This window comes from Gymnodinialimonas mytili, from assembly GCF_037544085.1.
Taxonomy (GTDB): domain Bacteria; phylum Pseudomonadota; class Alphaproteobacteria; order Rhodobacterales; family Rhodobacteraceae; genus Gymnodinialimonas; species Gymnodinialimonas mytili.
The window spans coordinates 718307-737766 of sequence record NZ_JBBIFW010000002.1 but is presented as its reverse complement, the minus strand read 5'-3'; the positions used below and the strand labels follow the sequence as shown (position 1 = coordinate 737766).

The window sequence follows — 19460 nt, the reverse complement described above, 5'->3', positions numbered from 1 at the left end:
AGTAAGACCGGGGCTCAGAACGCAGTTATGAAAGACTACGCACCTTTCATCCGACGCTACGCCGATCCGCTTTGGATCGCGATCACAGTGGCAACGCTTATCGTCCTGATGCGTGTGATTGGAACTTCCAGCGACCCGGTCGAAATGCTCGCCCGCCATGGCTACGACGAGATAATGCGCCTGATCTCCGTGAAGGAATGGCTGAATGGGACCAACGGCTGGTACGACACAACAATCGATCGCGTGCTTCCACCCGAAGGCCTTTCGCTTCATTGGTCTCGCTATGTCGATGTGACGATTGGCGGAATGATATTGGCGCTATCTCTGGTGATGCCGACTGAGACCGCAGAGGCCGTGACGATTATTCTTTGGCCGACGCTTATGATGGTGATCTTCGCCATCCTGACCATCAAGGCATCACTCCGTTATTTCGGTCGCATCGCCGCCGGGATCGCGCTTATCGGCCTTGTTCTCTGGGAAACGACGGGCCTGACACGGTTCGGCCCCTTGAGATTGGATCACCACGGTGTTCAGGTCCTACTGATGACAATCATGATATTGTCGCTGATCCCAACGCGCGATGGCAGACGCGCCGGCATCATCGGAGGGCTGGCGGCAGCAATGTCGCTGGCAGTCGGACTGGAGATGTTGCTCGCCGTCGCAACAGGTGGCCTTATCCTCATGATCCGATGCGTTCTAGACCCTGAACGCGGCGCCACCCAACTGCAAGCGTTCGGCCTGAGCCTATCTCTAGGAGCGTTGGTCTTGTTTGTCGGACAAACCCCCCCGGCAGAAAGGGCCATTGCCTATTGCGACGAACTCGCACCCCCGATCCTCATCTTGTTGGCGAGTTGCGCTACTGCCGCCCTCAGTCTTGGCTTTTTCGCCCGCCGTGTAGGCGGGCTTGCGGCACGGTCTATACTTGCAATCGGGTTGGGTCTGGCCGCAGCTGCAGTTGCATATCCTGCGCTCGATACTTGTTTCACGGGGCCCTACGGAAACTTGCCTGACGAATTACAGGCCGCGATCTCTGCCCATATTCTCGAAGCGCGCCCTGCTGCCTTCTATCTGGGCACCAATCGCGTAGTGATGGGCAACCTGATGCCTAGCGTTATGACAACGATACTTGCGACGGCGCTGTGGGTGTACCAAACGCGCCAGAACATCGGCCTCACGAGCTCTCGGAATGCCGTTGGCATCATGCTCTGCTTCGCTTGGCTCGGCATGGCAGGCTCTTTCATTCAGATCCGCATGACGGTTTTGTCAGAGCCGATTATTCCGATCTTGATGGGGTATGTGGCGATCTCTTTGATCGCTCTCTACCGAGCTAAACCCGCGCAGACATGGAGAGGGCTTGCACTCGTGCTCGGTGTGGCGTTCAGCGTTTTTCCGGGACAGATCTATGATGGGGTCGCGCGCCTAGAACTTGACCAACTGCGCGCCGACGTCGGCGATACCGCCGCCGACCCTGTTGCACGCGTGCCATTCAACCATTGCCGTCGTGGTGACATTCTGACCAGCCTGAATGCCTTAGAGCCCAGCAGTATAATGGCGCTCGGCAATCTGGGGCGGCCGATCCTTCTGTTCACAGACCACGACATCCTTGCCTCGCCCTATCATCGCAGCGACTTACTGATCAGCACAATCCTATTGCACCACGATGATGACGAGGCCGATTTGCACCGCGTCTTGCGGAATACCAATGCCGAGTATCTCGTACTCTGCCGAAATGCATTCTACGGGAACGGCACCGCTTTCGTGAATGAACTCGCCACCGGCGGGACTTCAGACGGGCTCGAATTGTTGGAGGGCTTCGATCCCGCCCTCCTGGTGTTTCGGGTAAATTTATCGTGAAGAACCCAGCGCGTCTCTTGAGATTTCTACTGGTCGGTGGCGCTTTTGCGGGTGGCTATGCGATTGCCTCTGCATTGCTCACCGGCCCAGGAGGATTTCCGGTCTATGCAACTTCAGTCATCCTCTACGCATTATGCATACCGCTTGCGTTCTTGATACAGATGCGGGTCACATTCGGGCTCACGCAAACGCGTGCTGTCGGATTTCCGATATATGCGGCAACTCAGGTCACTAGCCTGGCCGTCGTGACCGCGATCACAACGCGTTTTGTAAGCGGGCACTTCATCGCAGATACGCTAGTCTTCCTTGCATCTGCCGGTATCGCGGCCGTTCTAAGCTTTGCCATCAGCAGCAAGTTCGCCTTCAGACCGAAGGTGTAAGCCGCGCGACAAAATGCAAACCGCGTCCAAAAATCCACGATAGCGGCGCTGGATATAACGGCACCTGCTTCGAGAAGCTATCGACCGCAAGGCCCGCCTCCTCGAACCACTGATCCCATGTCGCGCGAGGCGCGTAATTGTAGGGCAGCACAACACCATGCGGCGCGTTTCCGACCCAATCCATCATCCGCAGGGTGGCATGGTCCACACCATTCTCCGACAGGTGATCTTTGATCAGAACTGCTTTGCGGGCCACGCGCGACGCCTCGGCAATCAAATGTGCTGGATCGTCAGTGTGGTGCAGGACATCAACAAAGCTGACCACATCGAAGCTGTTGTCCCCATGGGGGATGGTCAACCCATCGAACAGCGTCACGGGGATATGGGTTGTCGGGCGTTTCATGATGTCGATGCCTTCGACCGACACGCCCATTTGCCGCGAGGCGATCAACGAGGCGATCCGCCCATCTCCAGTTCCGACATCCAGCATATGGGTGTGTGCAGGAACAAGCGCGCCGAGCGCATCGGCAATCACTTCAACCCGACGGTCAAAAACGGCGTGTTTATGGACGGTTCCGATGGTCGCTGTCAGCATCAATAAGCCCCTTCACTTCGCATTGTTTCCACGGCGTCTCCCGCAAAATCAAGAATGGCATGCAACACAAACAGGGAGATTTCATGGCACGAGTTGGACCTTTTCAACTCTCCCATTGCCATGGGCGCAAACAAAAACGCGCCCGTATCAGGGCGCGTCTTCGTAAAGCGGCAGCTTTGAGTGTTCAGGCGGCTTCCGCCTGCGAACGGCGCTCGCTCTCTTCGCGGCTCAGTGCAACCGAAGTCCGCACACCATTGCCGACAAAGGCCATCAGGCCCTGTACCACACGTTCATTGGGGTCGATCCCTGCGCAGGACAGCACTTCGCGGCCATCGCGCGAGCGCGCCCAGCGGGCGATCTGCTCAGGTCCATTGCCATATTTCTTGTCATCGGCGATTGCATCGTCCAACGCAGCCAAGACCACGGCGGCAAATAATTTCCGCGCGCGCGTTCCTTGTTCGAAGTTGAAGGCAGTCCCGTCAACGAAATCAAGCATTCCGTCGTCCTTTTTATTGCTCTTGCATTTTTGGCGTGAGGCGCTTTATGCCCAGATTCTGTGCGCTAGTGTGATGCGAATTCTGCATACGTGCTATGCACAAAAAGCATATCTCCACAAAATCAGTACGATTTCCGGTGTATGGACACCCCACTAGCGCCCAGATATAGGAAGCATCAAGAAATTCTCAAGGTTTTGCCAGGATATCGTCACATGCCAAAAATCAACGGAAATGAAATCCGGCCCGGCAATGTGCTGGAACACAATGCAGGTCTTTGGGCCGCGGTGAAGGTGGATCATGTGAAACCAGGCAAGGGTGGCGCCTTTGCCCAGGTGGAATTGCGTAATCTGCGGAATGGATCGAAACTGAACGAGCGCTTCCGCTCTGCAGATAAGGTCGAGCGTGTCCGTTTGGAGCAAAAAGACCAGCAATTCCTATACGAATCTGACGGAATGCTGGTGTTCATGGATGCCGAAACCTATGAACAGATTGAATTGCCAGCCGAGTTGCTGGGCGAACGGCGCCCATTCCTGCAAGACGGTATGACCATTGTAGTAGAATTCTACGAAGACGAGGCGCTGAACGCGACGCTGCCGCAAAAGGTGACCTGTAAGGTGGTCGAAACCGAACCGGTTGTTAAAGGTCAGACAGCGGCCAATTCGTTTAAACCGGCAATCCTCGACAACGGTGTAAAGGTCATGGTGCCGCCATTCGTCGGACAAGACGAAGATATCGTCGTGAATACCGAAACCATGGACTATTCCGAGCGCGCCTGAGCGTCAGCGACCACCGGACCACGGGCCTTTGGGGCCCCTCCGCGTGCCTGACCTTGGGATACGTCCCAGATCCGCCAGAGGGCGCGCGCCGTTACGCGGGCTGCGCACACGGTGGACCTTGGGGATGGGTGACCGGCGCTGACGTTCGACGCGATACTCGACCTCATCATGGGGCGGTTTGCCATGAAAATCAGCCCAATACCCGCGCCCGCCGCGGCGCAGAAACAAAGGCAGGGTCAGCACAACACCCGCGATGAAACCGCCCGCATGGGCCCAATAGGCGACCCCGCCGCCCACCAAATCCATCGACAGACCGCTGACCAATTGCAATCCGAACCAAAGCCCTAACATCAACCAAGCCGGGATCGTGAAGATGCGGATGAAGATAAACAAGATGACCAGCACATCGATCCGTGCACGTGGGAACATCAACAGATACCCGCCCATCACCCCCGCAATCGCGCCTGAGGCGCCTACCATGGGCACAGTCGAGCTTGGGTCGGCCAGGATCTGCCCCCCCGCCGCAGCGGCGCCGCTGATCACATAGAGCAGCGCGAAGCCGAGATGTCCCATCTGATCCTCCATGTTGTCCCCGAAAATATAAAGGAACAGCATATTGCCGATCAGATGCATCCATCCGCCATGCAGAAACATCGATGTCAGAATGGGTTGGACGGCGCCGTTGGTTAGCGCTTCCGACGGAACCAGCCCCCAGGCGCCGTAGAACCCGCTGAGTTGCGCGACATCACCCGACATGGCTGGATAATACCCGAGGAAGATAAGCACATTGGCCGCAATCAGCACCCAGGTGACAAACGGCGTGCGGTGCGACGGGTTGTGATCACGGATCGGAAACATGCACTTAACGTTGGAGGAGTTGCGCGCCCGGTCAAGGGCCAGGTTTGCACGAACCCCACCAATCTAGGCCTCCTGCCGACTTGGGCATCTATTCAAGCGATTGCGCCGCCAAAGCCAGTCGGATCTCTCGACGAACCATTTTGCGCACATTTCGGGTGATGCGCTGGCCAAGCACGCCCTGCAATTCTTCCCGCACCACATCGACGATGATTTCGCGCAAAGTTTCCTCGTCAAGGATCCCCGCCTCGCCATCTGTCATGGCGAAAATCGTGGCATCCAATTCTGACGCATCCGCAGCCGCCTTGTCTGCGGCACTGATCGACGCCGTTTCGTCAGCTTTTTCCGCTGATTGATCTGCCTGCGTTGGATCGCCTTCGGTTGACTCAACATCGGGCCACATCGATTGCGCCGGCTCAGACATATCCGACATATGTTCCTCAACCGGGGACGGCTCTGGCGCATCCGCCTCAGGCTCGGCACTCGGCTTTTCGGCGTCGGACGCGATCTCGGTCGTCTCTGCATCCGCTTCTGGCGCGTCGGCGTCCTCGGCGCTCGTTGCAGCGCGGCGCGAGAACACCGGCACGGACCCCGCTGCGGCTATGTCATGGATATCGTCGTCAGATTGCTCATCCGCCAATACCGGTTCCGACAATGGCAACGGATCTTCCGCTGTCTGCGCCTGATCGCGGCGCGCAGCCAATGTCAGCAGCGCAGCCTCGGCCCCGTCACTCGGCCAATTCTCGTCACCTGTCTCGGATTCGAAATCTGCGGGCTCGGCTTCCAGCTCATCGAAGCCCAAAACGGCCCCGTCCACACCGTCGATGCGCGCAAGGTCGGCGATGTCCTCTTCCGACACTTCCTCCGATGCCATGAACGCGTCGGATTGTGCGGCGGCGCTTGTATCGAAGGATTCATCTGCGGCCAGTTCCGGATCTTCCTCGGCAGCAGAACCAAGATCGCCCTCACCATCGACACCGTCGGCAGGATCGTCTGAGCGCACCAGATCCACAGCCCGCGCTAACGTGTCTTCGGCGTCTTTGCTCTCACCGACCGCATCAAAACTGGACATCAAATCTTCATGTTGCCAGGCAGATTCTTCGACGACCTCGATAGGCGCTTCACTACTTTCTTGCACCGCCTCCGGTTCTTGGTCTGAATCCGCAACGCGCAGCGACGGCCCCAGGACCAGGCGATCGGGGCTTGGCGCATCTTGCGGCTGTTCTACGGCGACACTCGACGTATCATCGGAAGTTGAACCGGTATCCGAGACAAGCCGACGGATAGACGCCAGAACGTCCTCGATCTCATCGGGCGATTTCGCGGGATCTGACATAGCTGCTCTCCTCGGACACGGGCCGACCTCACCAAGGTCTTTGCATCTGGCGGCCCTTGTTGCGACCGCTCTTATACGCAACGACCGTTAAGATTGCAGAAATCGGACGTTCACACAACAGATCGCACTCAAAGAAGCATGTGCGATTTCGCTAAATTGCCATCGGTCGCGCAGATTGCATCAGTCGCGACCGATACGTTCCAGAACCGAATCCAACTGTGCGCCGCGCGGGCTGGACACAACACTCGGCGCGTCCGAAAACAGGTCGGCATAAGCGCTGGGATCATATTGCGGAACCGGCAGTTGCAGATTTTCCACCGTCAACAGGCCAGCCGCAGACAACAGTTGATAGGACGACACATAAAGATCGCTCTGCGCCTGAATCCGGCTGATCCGCGCATCCAACACATCTTGTTCGGCATCCAGCACATCCAGAGTCGTCCGTGCGCCAAGCGCGGCTTCCTCGGTCACCCCTTGAAAGGCCAAATCCGCTGCCGCAATCCGTTGATCCGCCGCTTGGATCTGCGCAGAGGCAATGCGCATTTGCGCCCAAGCATTTCCCACGCCTTGCAGGTTGATCAAGACCTGTTGGCTCAAGGCCGCGCGGACAGACGACGCCTGCGCCCGCGCCTGACGTTCCAAGGACAGAATTCGCCCACCGGAATAGATCGGCTGCGTGAACGTGATGCCGATCGACGCCCCTTCGCCGATTTGCGCTGAGTTGGGGCTATCGAATGTTTCCGACACGCTGCCATCCAGGGTGATCTGCGGGCGCAACCCTGCGCGCGCCTGTTCGATGCCCAATTCGGCAGCACGGACCTCGTGTTGCAACGCGCGGATGGCCGGATGCTCTTGCCGCGCCAGCGCCTGGGCAGCCTGTTCGGACCGCGGCACATTCGGCAGCGCCCCCGGGCCCGATAGGTTTCCGGGGTAACGTCCAACCGCCAGGTTGAACAACTCGCGGCTGATCTCGAACGCGCCCTGCGACGCCGCCAGATCCGAACGGGCCGTTGCCAATTGAGCCTCGGCCTGAGCGACATCTGTACGGGTATCTTCGCCGACTTCGAACCGGTCCTGCGCTGCCCGCAATTGCTGGGTGATCACGCGCACATTGCGTTCCCGGACGCCCACGACCTGCAAATCGCGCCACACATTCATATAGGCTGAGACGCCGTCAAACAGCACCTGCTGCTCCAGCGTCACCAATTGCTGCCGGGTCGCCAAAACGGTCTCTTCCGCGGCCTGCAAGCCAAAGCGGCGCGCACCACCGTCATAAACCAGGAATTCGGCGACCAGACTTGCAGTCGACAAGGTGGTGTTGTTGACCAGATCACGCGTCGCCGAGCCGACAAAGCTAAGCACCGGGCGCAGCTGAGCCACGGCCTGCGCGACGCCCTCATCCTGGACCCGCAAAAGATAGCGGTTCTGCTCTAGAAGGTTGGAGTTTCTGTAGGCATCGACCAGCACGCCACGAAGCGTATCGGCATGACCCGGTGTTGCCAGCGCCAGTCCGACAACAGCGACTTGCATCGTCCGTTTAAATCTCGTCCACATTGCCCTAACCCTGTGCCTGTTATTGACCATGGACGTCGCCAAGCGCCGTCCGCCTCATTTCTGTTTCGTCTCGGGCTCTTATGCTCGACCCTTAGAATTCGAAGCTTGGAACGTTTGCAAATCCCGGCAAAACAGTTGCCGTCGCATTGAAAATCATGCGCCACGAAACCTGTCCGCCTGATTTGATCCCAAGCCGTGCCTCACCCAGCGGACCGTCCATGAAAATCGCGGCGATGCGCCCGTTTTCCTTCAATTGATCGATGATCTCCGCGGGCACATCCTCGACCCCGCCAAAGATCGCAACAGCATCGAACGGCCCGTGTTTCGCACTGCCAGAGACCAAATCGCCTTGGATCACGGCTGCATTGTCGACCCCATGATCGGACAAAGCCGTCTCGGCGTCGCGCGCCAAGTCTTCGTCGCTTTCCAGCGCCACAACAGCCTCGGCCAGATAAGCAAGCAGGGCGGTTGTATATCCGCCCCCTGCCCCGATCTCGAGCACAAGATCCTGCGGGGTCGGCTCAATCGCGTCGAGCATTTTGGCGATGGCGCGTGGGTCCAGCAAATAACGATCGCCACCCAAGGCAATTGGATTGTCCATATAGGCCAAATCGCGGGCCGCATCGGGAACGTAAGTCTCACGCGGAACGCTAAGCATCGCGTCCAGGATGGTAAGCTTGGTCACATCGGACGGACGCACCTGCGTGTCGACCATCGTGATCCGCCGCTGCGTGAAATCCGGCATGAAACTGAACCACTCCGTCTAGTTGTCTTAGTGGTGATGGCATATAGCCGCGTGGCGCGCAACAGCACCGGTAAAGGCGCGGTGAATCGGCGTGTCATGGATGCCATGGCGCCGCGTTCCGAACGGTTGTGTTGAAGATGGCGGAACGTCACGCCAAGCACGCAAAGGCCACGGCCATTCGACCACGGGCAGACGCATCTTGACAGGCGGCGCCGGGACCAGGTCACCCTCTGTGTATGTGGCGTGACGGCCAAACGCATTTTCAACGCGGATCGCAGGAGCCAGTTTTCAATGGACCAAGAGACGAGCCTAACCCTGCCCGATTGGGCCAGCGACCTGCCCCCTATAATCATTCAGGGCCTCGAACTTGTCCTGCAGATCATGACGACGGTCTCGGAATGGGCGCTGAGCCCTGCGGCGTGGTCACAATTTGCGTTATTGGTCGTCGCTTATCTTCTGGCAGTGCTGGTGAACCGGCGCCTGGCGCCCCGGCTTGCGCGATTGCTCACGCCCGTATCGGCTACCGACGGCCTGCTGGATCAGACGCGGCTGTTTCTGAAGATGTTTTTACCGCTGCTTTTACCGCTGCTAGCCTATGCGTTCACCTCACTCGGAGAGCAGATTACCCGGTCGATCTTTGACAGCGGCGCGGTCATCGCTTTTGGCAAGCGAGTCTTCCTGTTCCTCGCCGCCCGCGCCCTGGTGCGCGATATCATCACCGATGGCTTCCTAAAGCTGCTCGGGCGTTTCATCTTGCTGCCATTGGCCGCGCTCCATGCGTTCGGACTATCGGTCTATGCGCTCGGGTGGCTGGAAGGCACGATTGTGCCGCTTGGCGGGCTGTCCTTCGATCTGCTGGATGCCGTTCGATTTGTGGCAATCGGCGGCCTGATCTTTTGGCTGGGCCGATGGTCCAACACCCAATCCAGTGGCCTGATCTCAAAGCAGGTCGACATGCGCCCGGCGACGCGTCAATTGGCCGTGAAAGCCGCAGAGATCGCGATCTTTGGCATCGCGTTCTTGGTGTTCATGAACATCATGGGTATCCCCCTGACCTCTCTGGCTGTATTGACCGGCGCGATTGGCGTGGGTCTTGGATTTGGCCTGCAAAAGATTGCCTCGAACTTTATCTCCGGCGTGATCCTGTTGTTGGAGGGCCAGGCAACGGTTGGCGATTTCGTCGAGCTCGACGGCGGAGAGGCCGGGACAATCGTCAAGATGACCGCCCGCGCCGTGATCCTGGAGACATTCGATGGCCGCTGGATCGTCGTGCCAAACGAGGATTTCATCGTTACACGTGTGGTGAATTACTCTGACTCGGGCTCCGCAAATCGCTACGAAGCCGCGTTCTCGGTCAGCTATGACACAGATATCAACGCGGTGCCTGCGATTATCGAGGCCGCCGTCGCAACGCATGCAGATGTGCTGAACGCGCCGTATCCGCCCGATTGTGAACTCCGCGGCTTTGGCGATAGCGGGATCGATTTTGCGGTGGAGTTTTGGGTCAACGGGCTGGATGACGGGGCGAACAAATACACCTCTGACGTGCTGTTCCTGATCTGGAACGCCCTGCGTGATAGCGGCATCGAGATCCCCTACCCGCACCGCGTCGTCGAGTTCAAAGGCGCACCCCCAGCACCATCGCCATAGCATCGACTGGCCAGATTGGGTCTTGCCGCGCCGCCAACCCTATTCTAAGCACAGCCCACACCACGGCGGCGAGTTGGCGGAGTGGTGACGCAGCGGATTGCAAATCCGTGTACACCGGTTCGATTCCGGTACTCGCCTCCATTTATTTTCAATGACTTAAACCGCATATCACAACAAATAAAATCGCTTTAGGCACAATTTAGGCTCAGAATTACTTACGCTGATACTAGTTGGCGGTGAAGGGCAGTCACCGAACGAGCGAAATTTAAACAGGTACTGCCTTCGATAAGTAGATGTCGCGCGCATGGACCTCACCACCGCAACTAACAAATCAGATGAAAGTAAGCTGGCCGTTGCACGATCTATCCAGAACAGCAGTCTCACTTCTGAAGAGGCAAACCCAGAAGCGAACAATTAGTCTCGAAATCAATCCTCTTGATCTATCGTACGGATACACTTTGAGATTAACCCACTTGTACTGGGACCGGACCTTTCAGCAAAGACTACTTCTCCCCCGAGAGAGGCTACGTAATCTCCTCCTACAATTTGCTTACCCCTATAGTCTGACCCCTTCAATAATATGTTGGGTCTAATCAGGTGGATTATCTGTTCGAGACAACCGGCTTTGTAAACCAAGACACGATCAACGAATTCGAAACAAGAAATGAGTGCAGCACGGTCTTGGTGTGACTGTATTGGTCTCCCAGCTCCTTTTTGCTTCCGAACATCGGAGTCACTAGGAATTGTAACCACCACAAAATCTGAAATTAGCCGAGCTTGCTGTAAAAGCTCTGCATGTCCAGCGTGCAAGAGATCAAATACACCATTTGTCAACAGAATCTTGTGCTTCTCGCGAAGCACATCAATTTCTGACACCAGAGCTTGTAAAGACACTACAACCTTTGGGTTGGATTGGCACACGGCTTCCAACAAAGCGTCGGCAGGCGAGGACCGTTCGGCATCACCCATCAAGCGCCCTGCAGTGCATTCACAACTGCTTTTCCGGCCTCTATCGGAGATTCCGCTTCGAAGATTGACCTACCAATACAAGCTCCCGAATACCCCTCTTTCAGCGCCGCACGAACCCGGCTATCTATTTGCTCATCAGCCTCCCCACCTGACATCAAGATTAGTGGTCGGTCCTTAGGAACTACGCCAAGAGCACTAGATACAAAAGGAATCTTCAACATATCAACCCCCACTTCCTTAGCGAACTTTACACAATCGCACAGATTTCGATATTGGTTTTGTTCACCCGAAATCATCAAAAGTGTTGGCAACCCAAAAGAACGCGCCTCGTATGCTACTTGAGAGATTTTTGTCACCTCTGCTTCATCGTAGCTCATTAAAAAGCTCGACTGAAGGCTTACCGCCGTCGCTCCGAGCCTTAGTGCTTGCTCCACAGTCGCCGTAACGTGTTTCCTAGGCTCAGTCGCTGTCGGACCGCCCATCAGTTGGAGCACTAGATGAACACCGTCGAAGTTTGAGAGTTCCGCAGCTCTCCCCGCATTCAAAGTCAATGCGGGAATTCCCGAATCTCTTGCAATGGCCACCAATTTCTCCGTACACGGTAAGCCAATGTCACCCATCGTCAACTCATGGTCAGCCGCAAGTATTGCAAGGCGGCCGGATTCTAGCGTCAAATGGGAAAGATTTTTGCTAACGCTGAAACCATGCATTCGAATCACCTTGATCTAAAGACTCTGAAGCAAGTTGAAGCTAGAATTCGCGTTGGAACAAGTCTTGTTGACGCGCCCCTTCTAACACATGACATGCTTTCCGCGATTCAGAGCATCGAGATATCAGGACTTGACCTAAAGTCGTTATCTGTGGATGGCTCGGTCTTTCCAAACCTGCGATCACTGAGTATCAGCGACTCTTTGTTGCCGGAAATTGAACTTTTCTCTTCTTTCTCATCCCTCAGGGCGCTTAGCATGACACATTGTCACCTAGTTAGCCTAAGCTTTGAAAAGGCTAATCTCCTAAAGCTAACCGACCTAAATATTAGCAGGAATGGCTTTCAGCTTGTTCCAATAGACTTACAATCACTTCCCGAGCTAAAAGAACTTAACATCCGCAACTGCAACATCGAAACCGTCCGCATCAACACAAGCGGGTCAAGACTGGAGTCGCTAGACATCAGTGAGAACAATTTATCCGAATACACGGATATAGGTAGTGATAAGTCTGACTTACAGCAGCTATATCTGAGCGGTAACATTCTTAGAGAATTCCCCAATTGCATATCAAAATACAATAATTTGAAGGGTTTAGCGCTTAGTTCAAACAGAATAACTTCTCTACCAAGAGAATTTCTATATTTGCCGATACTGGAAAATCTCTGGCTTAAAGCAAACCCATGGCAATTGCCGCCGCCAGAGATAATAGAAGGCGATCAAAAGGCAATCAATCGGCATCTATCTCGAGTTTTTTCAGTGGATGAGAAGACTAACGTCGATTCCCAAATATTCACCGTCATTGGTGCAAAGGGCGCAGGTAAAACAAGTCTTTGCAGGAGAATTCTATTTGATCAATTCTCCGAAGAGAGGTCTGATACTGATATCGGCGAATACTATTTGAGAAGTGAAGGTGCAGTTCAAGTCTTTATTGATTTCGGAGGTGAGGTCGCGGCCCAGATCATAAGAGATGTATTTTTGCCATTTTCCACAGCAACATTTGTTGTTCAATCCGAGGACGTCATAAGTCCTTCGTTCGAGAGAGATCGAAGCGCCCCAAATTGCGTAATTCTTCTTAACAAATCGGATCAAATCCAAGGCGAACATCGACTTAACCAAGAAGGAGTTAAAATATCGTGTAAGCTGCCAAACGGCATTGAACCATTAATCAAGGCTATTTCAAACATGCCGACCCGAGAAGTGCCTATGGCTTGGTTGATGGGTGAAATCGGCGAAACGCACCGGTCAAGTACTGATGGTGCTCATGCTGATATTGAGCCATTCTTCTTTAAATTTGAAGACGGAAGTATTGTCAGTCTCAAACTAGTCTTTCGAGTTGTAAAGGAATTTGCTCGAAGAAGCTGCCAGGGAAAACTTTCCGCATTGGAGGTTGGGCACGTGGTTGAGCAGGCCAACCTGAATGTAGGTTTTATTCCAGAATTTGTTCAGCGCTTAAGTGTTGGCGCCTTGGCTCCGTCGGGCGATCTCGTTCTTCCGAGTTCGAGCGCGCTTTTGCGCTCTCGTTTGCCAAGGAAGAATTGTGGGGCAGTAATAAAAGTTGACTATGTGCCTACGACACTTATTTCATGGCTGCTGCGGTCACCATCTGTAAGTTGGGACTCGAGTGACGATCCCTTCAAAAAGGTCACCTACACCATGCCAGTCGGCAATAGGAGGGTTTCTGTGACGGTAGAAATCGGGTACCTCAATCCTCAGTTCAGGCTCTATCTCAAAAGCAGAGTGTCAAGAGATAGTTTTTTCACTGTAGTCGATGACTTTAGACAAGCAATTCAAGAATTTTCACAGCGCTTTAGGTTTTGGAATTTAATACCCAAAGTCTTGAATATCACCGAGAAGAACATATCTCGGGTCGGCATCGAGACAAAGGAGGTGATCCACGTGACTACGAACATCAACAACTTGAACAACTATGCAAACATGGCTGTTGGTGATGGTGCTGTCGCCATAGGTGGAGATCAAGCAGAAGCATTGCAAAAATTGGTCAACGCCCTGCAGGAAGAAGGTCACCCTATGCTTGCCCGTGACATTTCCGAGGCTGTTAAAGAAGGCAACCCATCGACGCTCAAGTCAAAGGTTACGGAAGCTTTCCATGTAGCGGGGTCAGCTTCGAGCATCGCTTCCCTGGCGGGCGCATTGGGTGGTTTATTGGGCTAACTCTGGGGTGTCGACGGAAAGCGGGGATTTATGTGTCTCCTAATCGAAAACCCTGTCATCCTGTGACACCTCGACTAAAATACCGTCAGGATCTTTGAAGAACAGATAACGCACGCCAGTTCGACCGATACGGGGTTCAGAAGCGACCTCAATACCATTATCCCCAAGAAAGCTTATCGCCTCCTCAAGGTTATCGACTTTGAAACCAAAGTGTTTGGTGCCGATCACTTTCAGGTCTTGCGATAGGTCTTTTGCATGTTCAGGAAGTGGCAAGTTTTCGGCAAACCAGAAAAGCTCCAAAATTGCCGATCCGAGCCGCAATTGGATTATCCTAAAGCTATCGTCGTCGTGCCGGTAGTTCGCGACTTTTTCCATTCCGAAGAGCTCGTAGAATGCACACGACTTGTCAATGTCAGCTACTGATAAGGCTGTATGATGGTATGAAAACACTGTCATATTCTCGTTCTTGGTTTCTGTGGAATTATAACTATCGCACTAGCTCATAGCAACTGCACGCAACGGCCCCAATACGAAAAAGTAGCTTCGATCTACATTGGTTTGCAAGTAGTCTTGTTCGAAAGTGCACAAGCTATTCGTTGTGCCAAATGCGCCGTTTGCAGCTTGCCTGTTTGTCAAAGCTCTTAGGATGTTGTCTGATTTGCAAAATTTCTAGAAGGGAAGCTTGGAGGTAGTTCGATCCTCGCCTTGCAAGTGTGCACATCTTATAAGTTGACTACTAGGCAGCGTCTTCGTCTTGTGGTCTGGTCTTCAGAAGATCGAAAAGCTTGGCAAAAGTTCGATCTTCGTCTCGCAAATGTGCACCAACCAAGACAGGGCAGGCAATTTTGCCCCTCTGCAACCAATCATATGGCTCTAAACATACGTTTTTCGGGGATACCGTACGGTTCGAGAAGCAGTTTTCGACGATCACACGTTTTTCGTCGCGTTCGGCCAAAATATAAAGCTCTGCAAGGCTTTTCATGAGTTCGAGGAACTGCATATGTTTGGCTGTCTCTGCAGCTGGATCGGGCAACGCGGCCAGCTCTTCCTGGAGTTCTGCCAGCCGTAGTTTGCCGTCACGTTCTCGACGTTGGTACGCGTCCTTGTCGATGGTTCCGTCAATCAACAGGTCCGTTAGACGATTGAGTCGTGTGGTTTCATCTGCGATGCGCAGTTCCAGGGATTTGATCACCTCTGCATGATCGACTTCTGACTGACGCTCACGCCAGGCCACCTGCAGCCTGTTTGCCTCCGTCTCATCAATGATAAGAGAGGTTAGACGTCGCACAACTTGGGCCTCCAGCACGTCCTCACGGACCGTCTTCATAGCGCATGATTTTTTTTGACAGCGGTAGTACACCCGACCCTTTTGAAGTTCTGGTGAAATGGGCCCATCACACAGCCCACATCGAAACAGTCCTTGGAACAGATGGTGGTGTCGCGTCACCTTAGGACCACACTTGCCTGCTTTGATATCTTGTACGCGCCGAAACAGCGCTGTGGGAACAATCGGCTCGTGAATGCCGTGGTATGTTTGTCCGTTGCGCTTGATCGCTATGAGGCCGGTGTAGAACGGGTTGTTCATGATGGTTTCGATACCAGCCATGCTCACCCGCCCGCCCTTGGTATTGCGCAGACCGCGCCGATACATCTCTTCATGCAGTGAACGGAACGAATGCTGACCGCTGGCATAGAGTTCGAACATTTGGCGGATCATCGGGGCATACTTTGGGTCTGGCGTCTTCACCTTGCCTTTGCCGTTGTCCAGGTAGCCAATGGGGGCCTTGAAGGGATACAGGCCTTGCTTGAGGCGGGCATAGAGACCCTTTTTGGCTTCTTCGCGAAGGTTGTGGATGTAGTCTTCGGCGATGACGGCTTGCAGGTTGGCTGAGAGCCGACCAGCGCGGGTTTCGAAGTCCAGATTATCCACGGCAAAGTACGGCTTCACACCATACTTCGGCAGCTCCATGATCAGATTCCAATCCCGCATATTGCGGGCGCTCCGGTCAATCTTGTGCATGATCAGACCAGCGGCCTCACCGCGATGCAGACGACGGATCATGCCGGTGAAAATCGGGCGACCACTCTTGGCAGCGGTTTCCTTTTCCTCAAACCATTTGATGACTGAGAGACCCTGCTGACTCGCAAATGCCGTGATCGCATCTTTCTGCGCTTCTAGTGACGCGCCTTCACCTTGCTTTTGGGTGGACACGCGGATGTATCCAAAACACTGCTTCATACATCGGGTTGGGAACCTTCCGAATCTACCACATCCTCAGAATCTTGCGAGTCTAGCCATGGCCAGGTGCCGTCTGCCAGCATACGCAGATACATGCGATGGCAAAGTTCGAGATGTTGCTGCAAGTGGTCATCGTTCTTCATGCTTCTAGGGTATGAAAATCGGTGTGCCCCGCCTAGCAGCCAACTTATGCGCTGCCATGATACGGCGGATACATCGACGCCGTGAACGGCTTCAAGCGCTCACCTTGATGCGTGAGCAAGACATTGGCGCGATGGTTTGGTTGGTTCTGGAAGTCGAAGGCCGAAAATGTCGGCATTTGCTTCTCGAAGAATGGCGCATCGCTCGCTCCCACACGGAACACAACTTGATTGCCAACATTTCCGATGATGGCATCTCGCACATCGTTGTCGATCTGGGACAGGTGTTGATGGGCCAAAACCAAACCAAGACCATACTTGCGAGCCTCAGATAACATCCCGGCGAATGTTTTGGTGGTGAGGTTGTGAAACTCATCGACGTAGAGGAAGAATGGGCGACGGGCGGTTTCTGGCACGCCGTGACGGGTGAACGCTGCTTGCATGATGCTGGAGGTGATCAATCCGCCCATCACGTTCGACACGTCCCCTCCAAGCCGTCCCTTGGCCAAGTTCACAATCAGTCTCTGCCCACCATCCATGATTGAACGAAAGCTCAGGGGTTCCGACGGTTCGCACAACGCGGTGCGCACCGCCGGATGCGCTAAGAATGCACCGAGCTTGTTGGCAATCGGTGACACACCGTCGGCGCTAGTTTGGTAGTTCAACGCCGGAAATTCGTGTTTCCAGAAGAAGCGAACTTGGAGGTCGGTCAGGGTCTCGGTGATTTGGCGGCGATAGCCCTTGTATACGAATAGTCTCATCAGGTCGCGCAGATCGGCGGACGGCTGTTCCAACAAAGCCAGAACGGCATGACGCAGCAGGTGTTCCATCCGTGCGCCCCAAGCGTCCGGCCATTGCTTCTTGAGCGTTTCAATCAAGCCCGAAGCAACAAGTGGTCGATACTGCGCAGCCACGCGCTTGAGTGGGTTGTATCCGAGCGGACAAGCGGGATCAGCCACGTCCCAGTACAGGTGCTGTGACGCAATTTGCTGATGCAGGCTCTCGGCCAAGTCGCCATGCGGATCAATGAGGCAAAAGCCGTTGCCAAACCTGGCATCCTGCCAAGCGAGGTTCTGCAGAAGCGTAGTCTTGCCGGTGCCCGTTTGTCCTATTGCGTATGCATGTAGAAGACGCTCACGAAAACCGACACCAAACGGAGCTGGGTCTTGATACCGGCGGAAGGCCATGCCGATAATGGGAGTGCGCATCTCCCAAGTATCGGCGATCTGGCCAATGCCACTAGCAGCCAAGATATTCGGCATAATTTGGGCGCATAACTTGACTGCTAGTCGCCGAATGTTGACAGCGGCAAAATACCCCCAGACCGTTCTTCCATCGCCTCCAGCGGAGCGTGCGGGAATGTCTCCTGCTTGCTCCATGCTGAAGGAGATGAACCATGGGAATACTGCAAGAAAACGTGGCTGGTGACATTGGCTCGGTGCCAAGTTGCAAAACGTGCGGGTCGGAACGCGTCGTGAAAGATGCCTGGGCGTGCTGGAACCCGGAGTTTGGGTTGTGGGAGCTTGAAACGACGCACGATCAAGCGTTTTGCCAGAGCTGCGAAGCCACCACTGAATTGGTTTGGTCGCTACAAGAGTTACCGCCAAACCAGCGTATCCGTGAGCTGAATGATCGGTTCCGCACAAATGGCCAAGGACGTGGCTCGATCATGTTGACCTCAGGCATTCAGGAAAAAGGCGGTGAATTCGCAGTCGCAGCAGTCAAGGCCGTTCGGGAGTTTAACGACTTCTCAGACGACAATGACCCTTGGGGCGAGCACGATTTCGGTGCCATCGATCTGGAAGGTGAAAAGGTTTTCTTCAAGCTCGACTACTTCAACCTGTCCCTACAACAAGGCTCAGAAAATCCAGCCAACGAAGGCTGCACGCATCGCGTTCTCACGATCATGTTGGCTTCCGAATACTAGACGACACCGCCCCGAATGGGGCGGTTTTCCTATTAATGGCCGCTACACCTCGCCAGTGTCATGCGCTTTCGCAATTGACCAGAAATCGTCTTCGCTCAAAAAGCTAATCTCGTGCCCAGCTTCAGCGAGCGCCTCTGCTTTGCGATGTTTCGAACTTTTCTCATACCCATTGAGCAACGCTGTGTCCTGAATACCGACACATAGAAACGTAGTCTGTTTATTCACGCCATTTTGGACATCAAACCCAAGCTTCTGAGCTACGTCAGCCGCCGTACTCCGCTTCACAGCTAAGGCTCCAGTGAAAACGATCTTCTCGCCAAAGAACGGGGCGTCAACTTCTCCGTCACGGCGGACATCCTTCGGATTATCCGGATTGGTAATTCGATATCTAACCGCCTCAAGCCATTCCTCGATAGTTTTGCCAGAATGCGCAATCGCACGCACCATGATCTCCGCAGCAGCATTGGCATCAGACAGCGCATCGTGGTGATCCAGCTCAATGCCGAAGTGCTTCGCTAGATTCTTGAGACCATATCCGCGCTGTGAAAATTCAGACCAAGTGCGCCGAACTACCTTTGTGTTATCCAGCCAAGCACAGTCTATAGGATCGAGCTCAAAGCGATCATAGCAGCGAGCAAAGGCGGTTCGATCAAAGTGCCCATGATGCACGAGCACGGCACCGGAAAGGCGTTCTGTTAGCGTGGTAAACATATCCCTAAAGGCAGGTGCGCCCTCAACATCGGACTCAGTAATTCCATGAATGCTGACATTGTACGGATCAAAATATGAACCTGGGTTAACTAGTGAAGACCAGCTGTCTACCAACTCGCCTTCCCGAAATTGCACCATGCCGATCTGGCAGATTGAAGACAGGTCAGTGTTTGCCGTTTCGACATCTAATGCCCAAAATTCACTCATGTAATTGGCCTTTCAAAAATGTGATGGCATCGTATTAGCTGCAGTTTTCATTGTCGATTTTTTCTTGCCCCCTAGCCCCATCCCTTGCCAAGTGGCCCAATCTGTCCCGCACTGAAAGAATTATGTTTCAAAGGCGTATACTA

At 54.4% G+C, this 19460-nt stretch carries 17 protein-coding genes and 1 tRNA gene; 6 read left to right on the top strand and 12 right to left on the bottom strand.

Going from position 1 to position 19460, the window contains the following annotated elements:
- The first annotated feature begins 27 nt into the window (after positions 1–27).
- Positions 28–1854 carry a hypothetical protein gene (locus V8J82_RS13115; protein WP_339975812.1) on the top strand — a complete coding sequence of 609 codons (1827 nt, stop codon included), beginning with the start codon at positions 28–30 and terminating at the stop codon, positions 1852–1854.
- Between the two features lie 363 nt (positions 1855–2217).
- Here V8J82_RS13115 and V8J82_RS13105 read toward each other — a convergent pair whose 3' ends face one another.
- Positions 2218–2829: a class I SAM-dependent methyltransferase gene (locus tag V8J82_RS13105; RefSeq protein WP_339975810.1), complete on the bottom strand. Its 612-nt coding sequence runs from the start codon at positions 2827–2829 to the stop codon at positions 2218–2220.
- Positions 2830–3013: 184 nt separating this feature from the next.
- Complete coding sequence (locus tag V8J82_RS13100) at positions 3014–3325, bottom strand: DUF6280 family protein (RefSeq protein WP_339975809.1); 312 nt, start codon at positions 3323–3325, stop codon at positions 3014–3016.
- Positions 3326–3538: 213 nt separating this feature from the next.
- Between V8J82_RS13100 and efp the strand changes: the two genes are divergently transcribed.
- Positions 3539–4102 (top strand): elongation factor P, encoded by a 564-nt coding sequence (efp, locus tag V8J82_RS13095; RefSeq protein ID WP_339975808.1) that lies wholly within the window; start codon positions 3539–3541, stop codon positions 4100–4102.
- Positions 4103–4105: 3 nt separating this feature from the next.
- On the opposite strand, the gene V8J82_RS13090 is transcribed toward efp, so the two are convergent.
- The 4 genes from V8J82_RS13090 to V8J82_RS13075 all read right to left on the bottom strand — a co-directional run bounded on the left by V8J82_RS13090 (position 4106) and on the right by V8J82_RS13075 (position 8592).
- On the bottom strand, positions 4106–4960 hold the full coding sequence (locus tag V8J82_RS13090) for a rhomboid family intramembrane serine protease (RefSeq protein ID WP_339975807.1): 855 nt from the start codon (positions 4958–4960) through the stop codon (positions 4106–4108).
- An 88-nt stretch (positions 4961–5048) separates the two neighbouring features.
- Entirely contained in the window at positions 5049–6293 is a 1245-nt protein-coding gene (locus V8J82_RS13085) for a prolipoprotein diacylglyceryl transferase (protein ID WP_339975806.1), read from the bottom strand.
- Between the two features lie 180 nt (positions 6294–6473).
- Complete coding sequence (locus V8J82_RS13080; protein ID WP_339975805.1) at positions 6474–7823, bottom strand: TolC family outer membrane protein; 1350 nt, start codon at positions 7821–7823, stop codon at positions 6474–6476.
- A gap of 115 nt (positions 7824–7938) precedes the next feature.
- Positions 7939–8592, bottom strand: a complete 654-nt coding sequence (locus V8J82_RS13075; protein ID WP_339975804.1) for a protein-L-isoaspartate O-methyltransferase family protein — start codon at positions 8590–8592, stop codon at positions 7939–7941.
- 291 nt (positions 8593–8883) lie between these two features.
- Here V8J82_RS13075 and V8J82_RS13070 point away from each other — a divergent pair, with 291 nt between their 5' ends.
- Together V8J82_RS13070 and V8J82_RS13065 are read left to right on the top strand one after the other, a co-directional pair.
- On the top strand, positions 8884–10242 hold the full coding sequence (locus V8J82_RS13070) for a mechanosensitive ion channel family protein (RefSeq protein ID WP_439650062.1): 1359 nt from the start codon (positions 8884–8886) through the stop codon (positions 10240–10242).
- A gap of 67 nt (positions 10243–10309) precedes the next feature.
- Positions 10310–10383, top strand: a tRNA-Cys gene (locus tag V8J82_RS13065).
- 285 nt (positions 10384–10668) lie between these two features.
- Here the strand turns inward: V8J82_RS13065 and V8J82_RS23685 are convergent.
- Together V8J82_RS23685 and V8J82_RS13060 are read right to left on the bottom strand one after the other, a co-directional pair.
- Entirely contained in the window at positions 10669–11211 is a 543-nt protein-coding gene (locus tag V8J82_RS23685; protein WP_439650061.1) for an adenylyltransferase/cytidyltransferase family protein, read from the bottom strand.
- Positions 11211–11921 (bottom strand): hypothetical protein, encoded by a 711-nt coding sequence (locus V8J82_RS13060; protein ID WP_339975803.1) that lies wholly within the window; start codon positions 11919–11921, stop codon positions 11211–11213. The genes V8J82_RS23685 and V8J82_RS13060 overlap by 1 nt, the downstream gene beginning before the upstream one ends.
- On the opposite strand from V8J82_RS13060, the gene V8J82_RS13055 reads away from it, so the two are divergent.
- Positions 11886–14093, top strand: a complete 2208-nt coding sequence (locus tag V8J82_RS13055) for a hypothetical protein (protein WP_339975802.1) — start codon at positions 11886–11888, stop codon at positions 14091–14093. The genes V8J82_RS13060 and V8J82_RS13055 overlap by 36 nt on opposite strands.
- A 39-nt stretch (positions 14094–14132) precedes the next feature.
- On the opposite strand, the gene V8J82_RS13050 is transcribed toward V8J82_RS13055, so the two are convergent.
- The 3 genes from V8J82_RS13050 to V8J82_RS13040 all read right to left on the bottom strand — a co-directional run bounded on the left by V8J82_RS13050 (position 14133) and on the right by V8J82_RS13040 (position 17734).
- Entirely contained in the window at positions 14133–14549 is a 417-nt protein-coding gene (locus V8J82_RS13050) for a VOC family protein (RefSeq protein ID WP_339975801.1), read from the bottom strand.
- A gap of 280 nt (positions 14550–14829) precedes the next feature.
- The gene (locus V8J82_RS13045; RefSeq protein WP_339975800.1) at positions 14830–16332 is read right to left on the bottom strand and encodes a recombinase family protein; all 1503 of its coding nucleotides are present in this window, start codon (positions 16330–16332) and stop codon (positions 14830–14832) included.
- A gap of 187 nt (positions 16333–16519) precedes the next feature.
- Positions 16520–17734: a type IV secretory system conjugative DNA transfer family protein gene (locus V8J82_RS13040; RefSeq protein WP_339975798.1), complete on the bottom strand. Its 1215-nt coding sequence runs from the start codon at positions 17732–17734 to the stop codon at positions 16520–16522.
- 134 nt (positions 17735–17868) lie between these two features.
- On the opposite strand from V8J82_RS13040, the gene V8J82_RS13035 reads away from it, so the two are divergent.
- On the top strand, positions 17869–18399 hold the full coding sequence (locus V8J82_RS13035) for a DUF3768 domain-containing protein (RefSeq protein ID WP_339975797.1): 531 nt from the start codon (positions 17869–17871) through the stop codon (positions 18397–18399).
- Positions 18400–18441: 42 nt separating this feature from the next.
- On the opposite strand, the gene V8J82_RS13030 is transcribed toward V8J82_RS13035, so the two are convergent.
- Positions 18442–19317 carry an exonuclease domain-containing protein gene (locus tag V8J82_RS13030; RefSeq protein ID WP_339975796.1) on the bottom strand — a complete coding sequence of 292 codons (876 nt, stop codon included), beginning with the start codon at positions 19315–19317 and terminating at the stop codon, positions 18442–18444.
- Positions 19318–19460: the final 143 nt, after the last annotated feature.

What these genes read in the sequence shown, in the direction of transcription:
- V8J82_RS13115 (WP_339975812.1), top strand. Translation starts at nt 28, where the DNA reads ATGAAAGACTACGCACCTTTCATCCGACGCTACGCCGATCCGCTTTGG.
- V8J82_RS13105 (WP_339975810.1), bottom strand. Translation starts at nt 2,829, where the DNA reads ATGCTGACAGCGACCATCGGAACCGTCCATAAACACGCCGTTTTTGAC.
- V8J82_RS13100 (WP_339975809.1), bottom strand. Translation starts at nt 3,325, where the DNA reads ATGCTTGATTTCGTTGACGGGACTGCCTTCAACTTCGAACAAGGAACG.
- efp (WP_339975808.1), top strand. Translation starts at nt 3,539, where the DNA reads ATGCCAAAAATCAACGGAAATGAAATCCGGCCCGGCAATGTGCTGGAA.
- V8J82_RS13090 (WP_339975807.1), bottom strand. Translation starts at nt 4,960, where the DNA reads ATGTTTCCGATCCGTGATCACAACCCGTCGCACCGCACGCCGTTTGTC.
- V8J82_RS13085 (WP_339975806.1), bottom strand. Translation starts at nt 6,293, where the DNA reads ATGTCAGATCCCGCGAAATCGCCCGATGAGATCGAGGACGTTCTGGCG.
- V8J82_RS13080 (WP_339975805.1), bottom strand. Translation starts at nt 7,823, where the DNA reads ATGCAAGTCGCTGTTGTCGGACTGGCGCTGGCAACACCGGGTCATGCC.
- V8J82_RS13075 (WP_339975804.1), bottom strand. Translation starts at nt 8,592, where the DNA reads ATGCCGGATTTCACGCAGCGGCGGATCACGATGGTCGACACGCAGGTG.
- V8J82_RS13070 (WP_439650062.1), top strand. Translation starts at nt 8,884, where the DNA reads ATGGACCAAGAGACGAGCCTAACCCTGCCCGATTGGGCCAGCGACCTG.
- V8J82_RS23685 (WP_439650061.1), bottom strand. Translation starts at nt 11,211, where the DNA reads ATGGGTGATGCCGAACGGTCCTCGCCTGCCGACGCTTTGTTGGAAGCC.
- V8J82_RS13055 (WP_339975802.1), top strand. Translation starts at nt 11,886, where the DNA reads ATGGGAAAGATTTTTGCTAACGCTGAAACCATGCATTCGAATCACCTT.
- V8J82_RS13060 (WP_339975803.1), bottom strand. Translation starts at nt 11,921, where the DNA reads ATGCATGGTTTCAGCGTTAGCAAAAATCTTTCCCATTTGACGCTAGAA.
- V8J82_RS13050 (WP_339975801.1), bottom strand. Translation starts at nt 14,549, where the DNA reads ATGACAGTGTTTTCATACCATCATACAGCCTTATCAGTAGCTGACATT.
- V8J82_RS13045 (WP_339975800.1), bottom strand. Translation starts at nt 16,332, where the DNA reads ATGAAGCAGTGTTTTGGATACATCCGCGTGTCCACCCAAAAGCAAGGT.
- V8J82_RS13040 (WP_339975798.1), bottom strand. Translation starts at nt 17,734, where the DNA reads ATGCCGAATATCTTGGCTGCTAGTGGCATTGGCCAGATCGCCGATACT.
- V8J82_RS13035 (WP_339975797.1), top strand. Translation starts at nt 17,869, where the DNA reads ATGGGAATACTGCAAGAAAACGTGGCTGGTGACATTGGCTCGGTGCCA.
- V8J82_RS13030 (WP_339975796.1), bottom strand. Translation starts at nt 19,317, where the DNA reads ATGAGTGAATTTTGGGCATTAGATGTCGAAACGGCAAACACTGACCTG.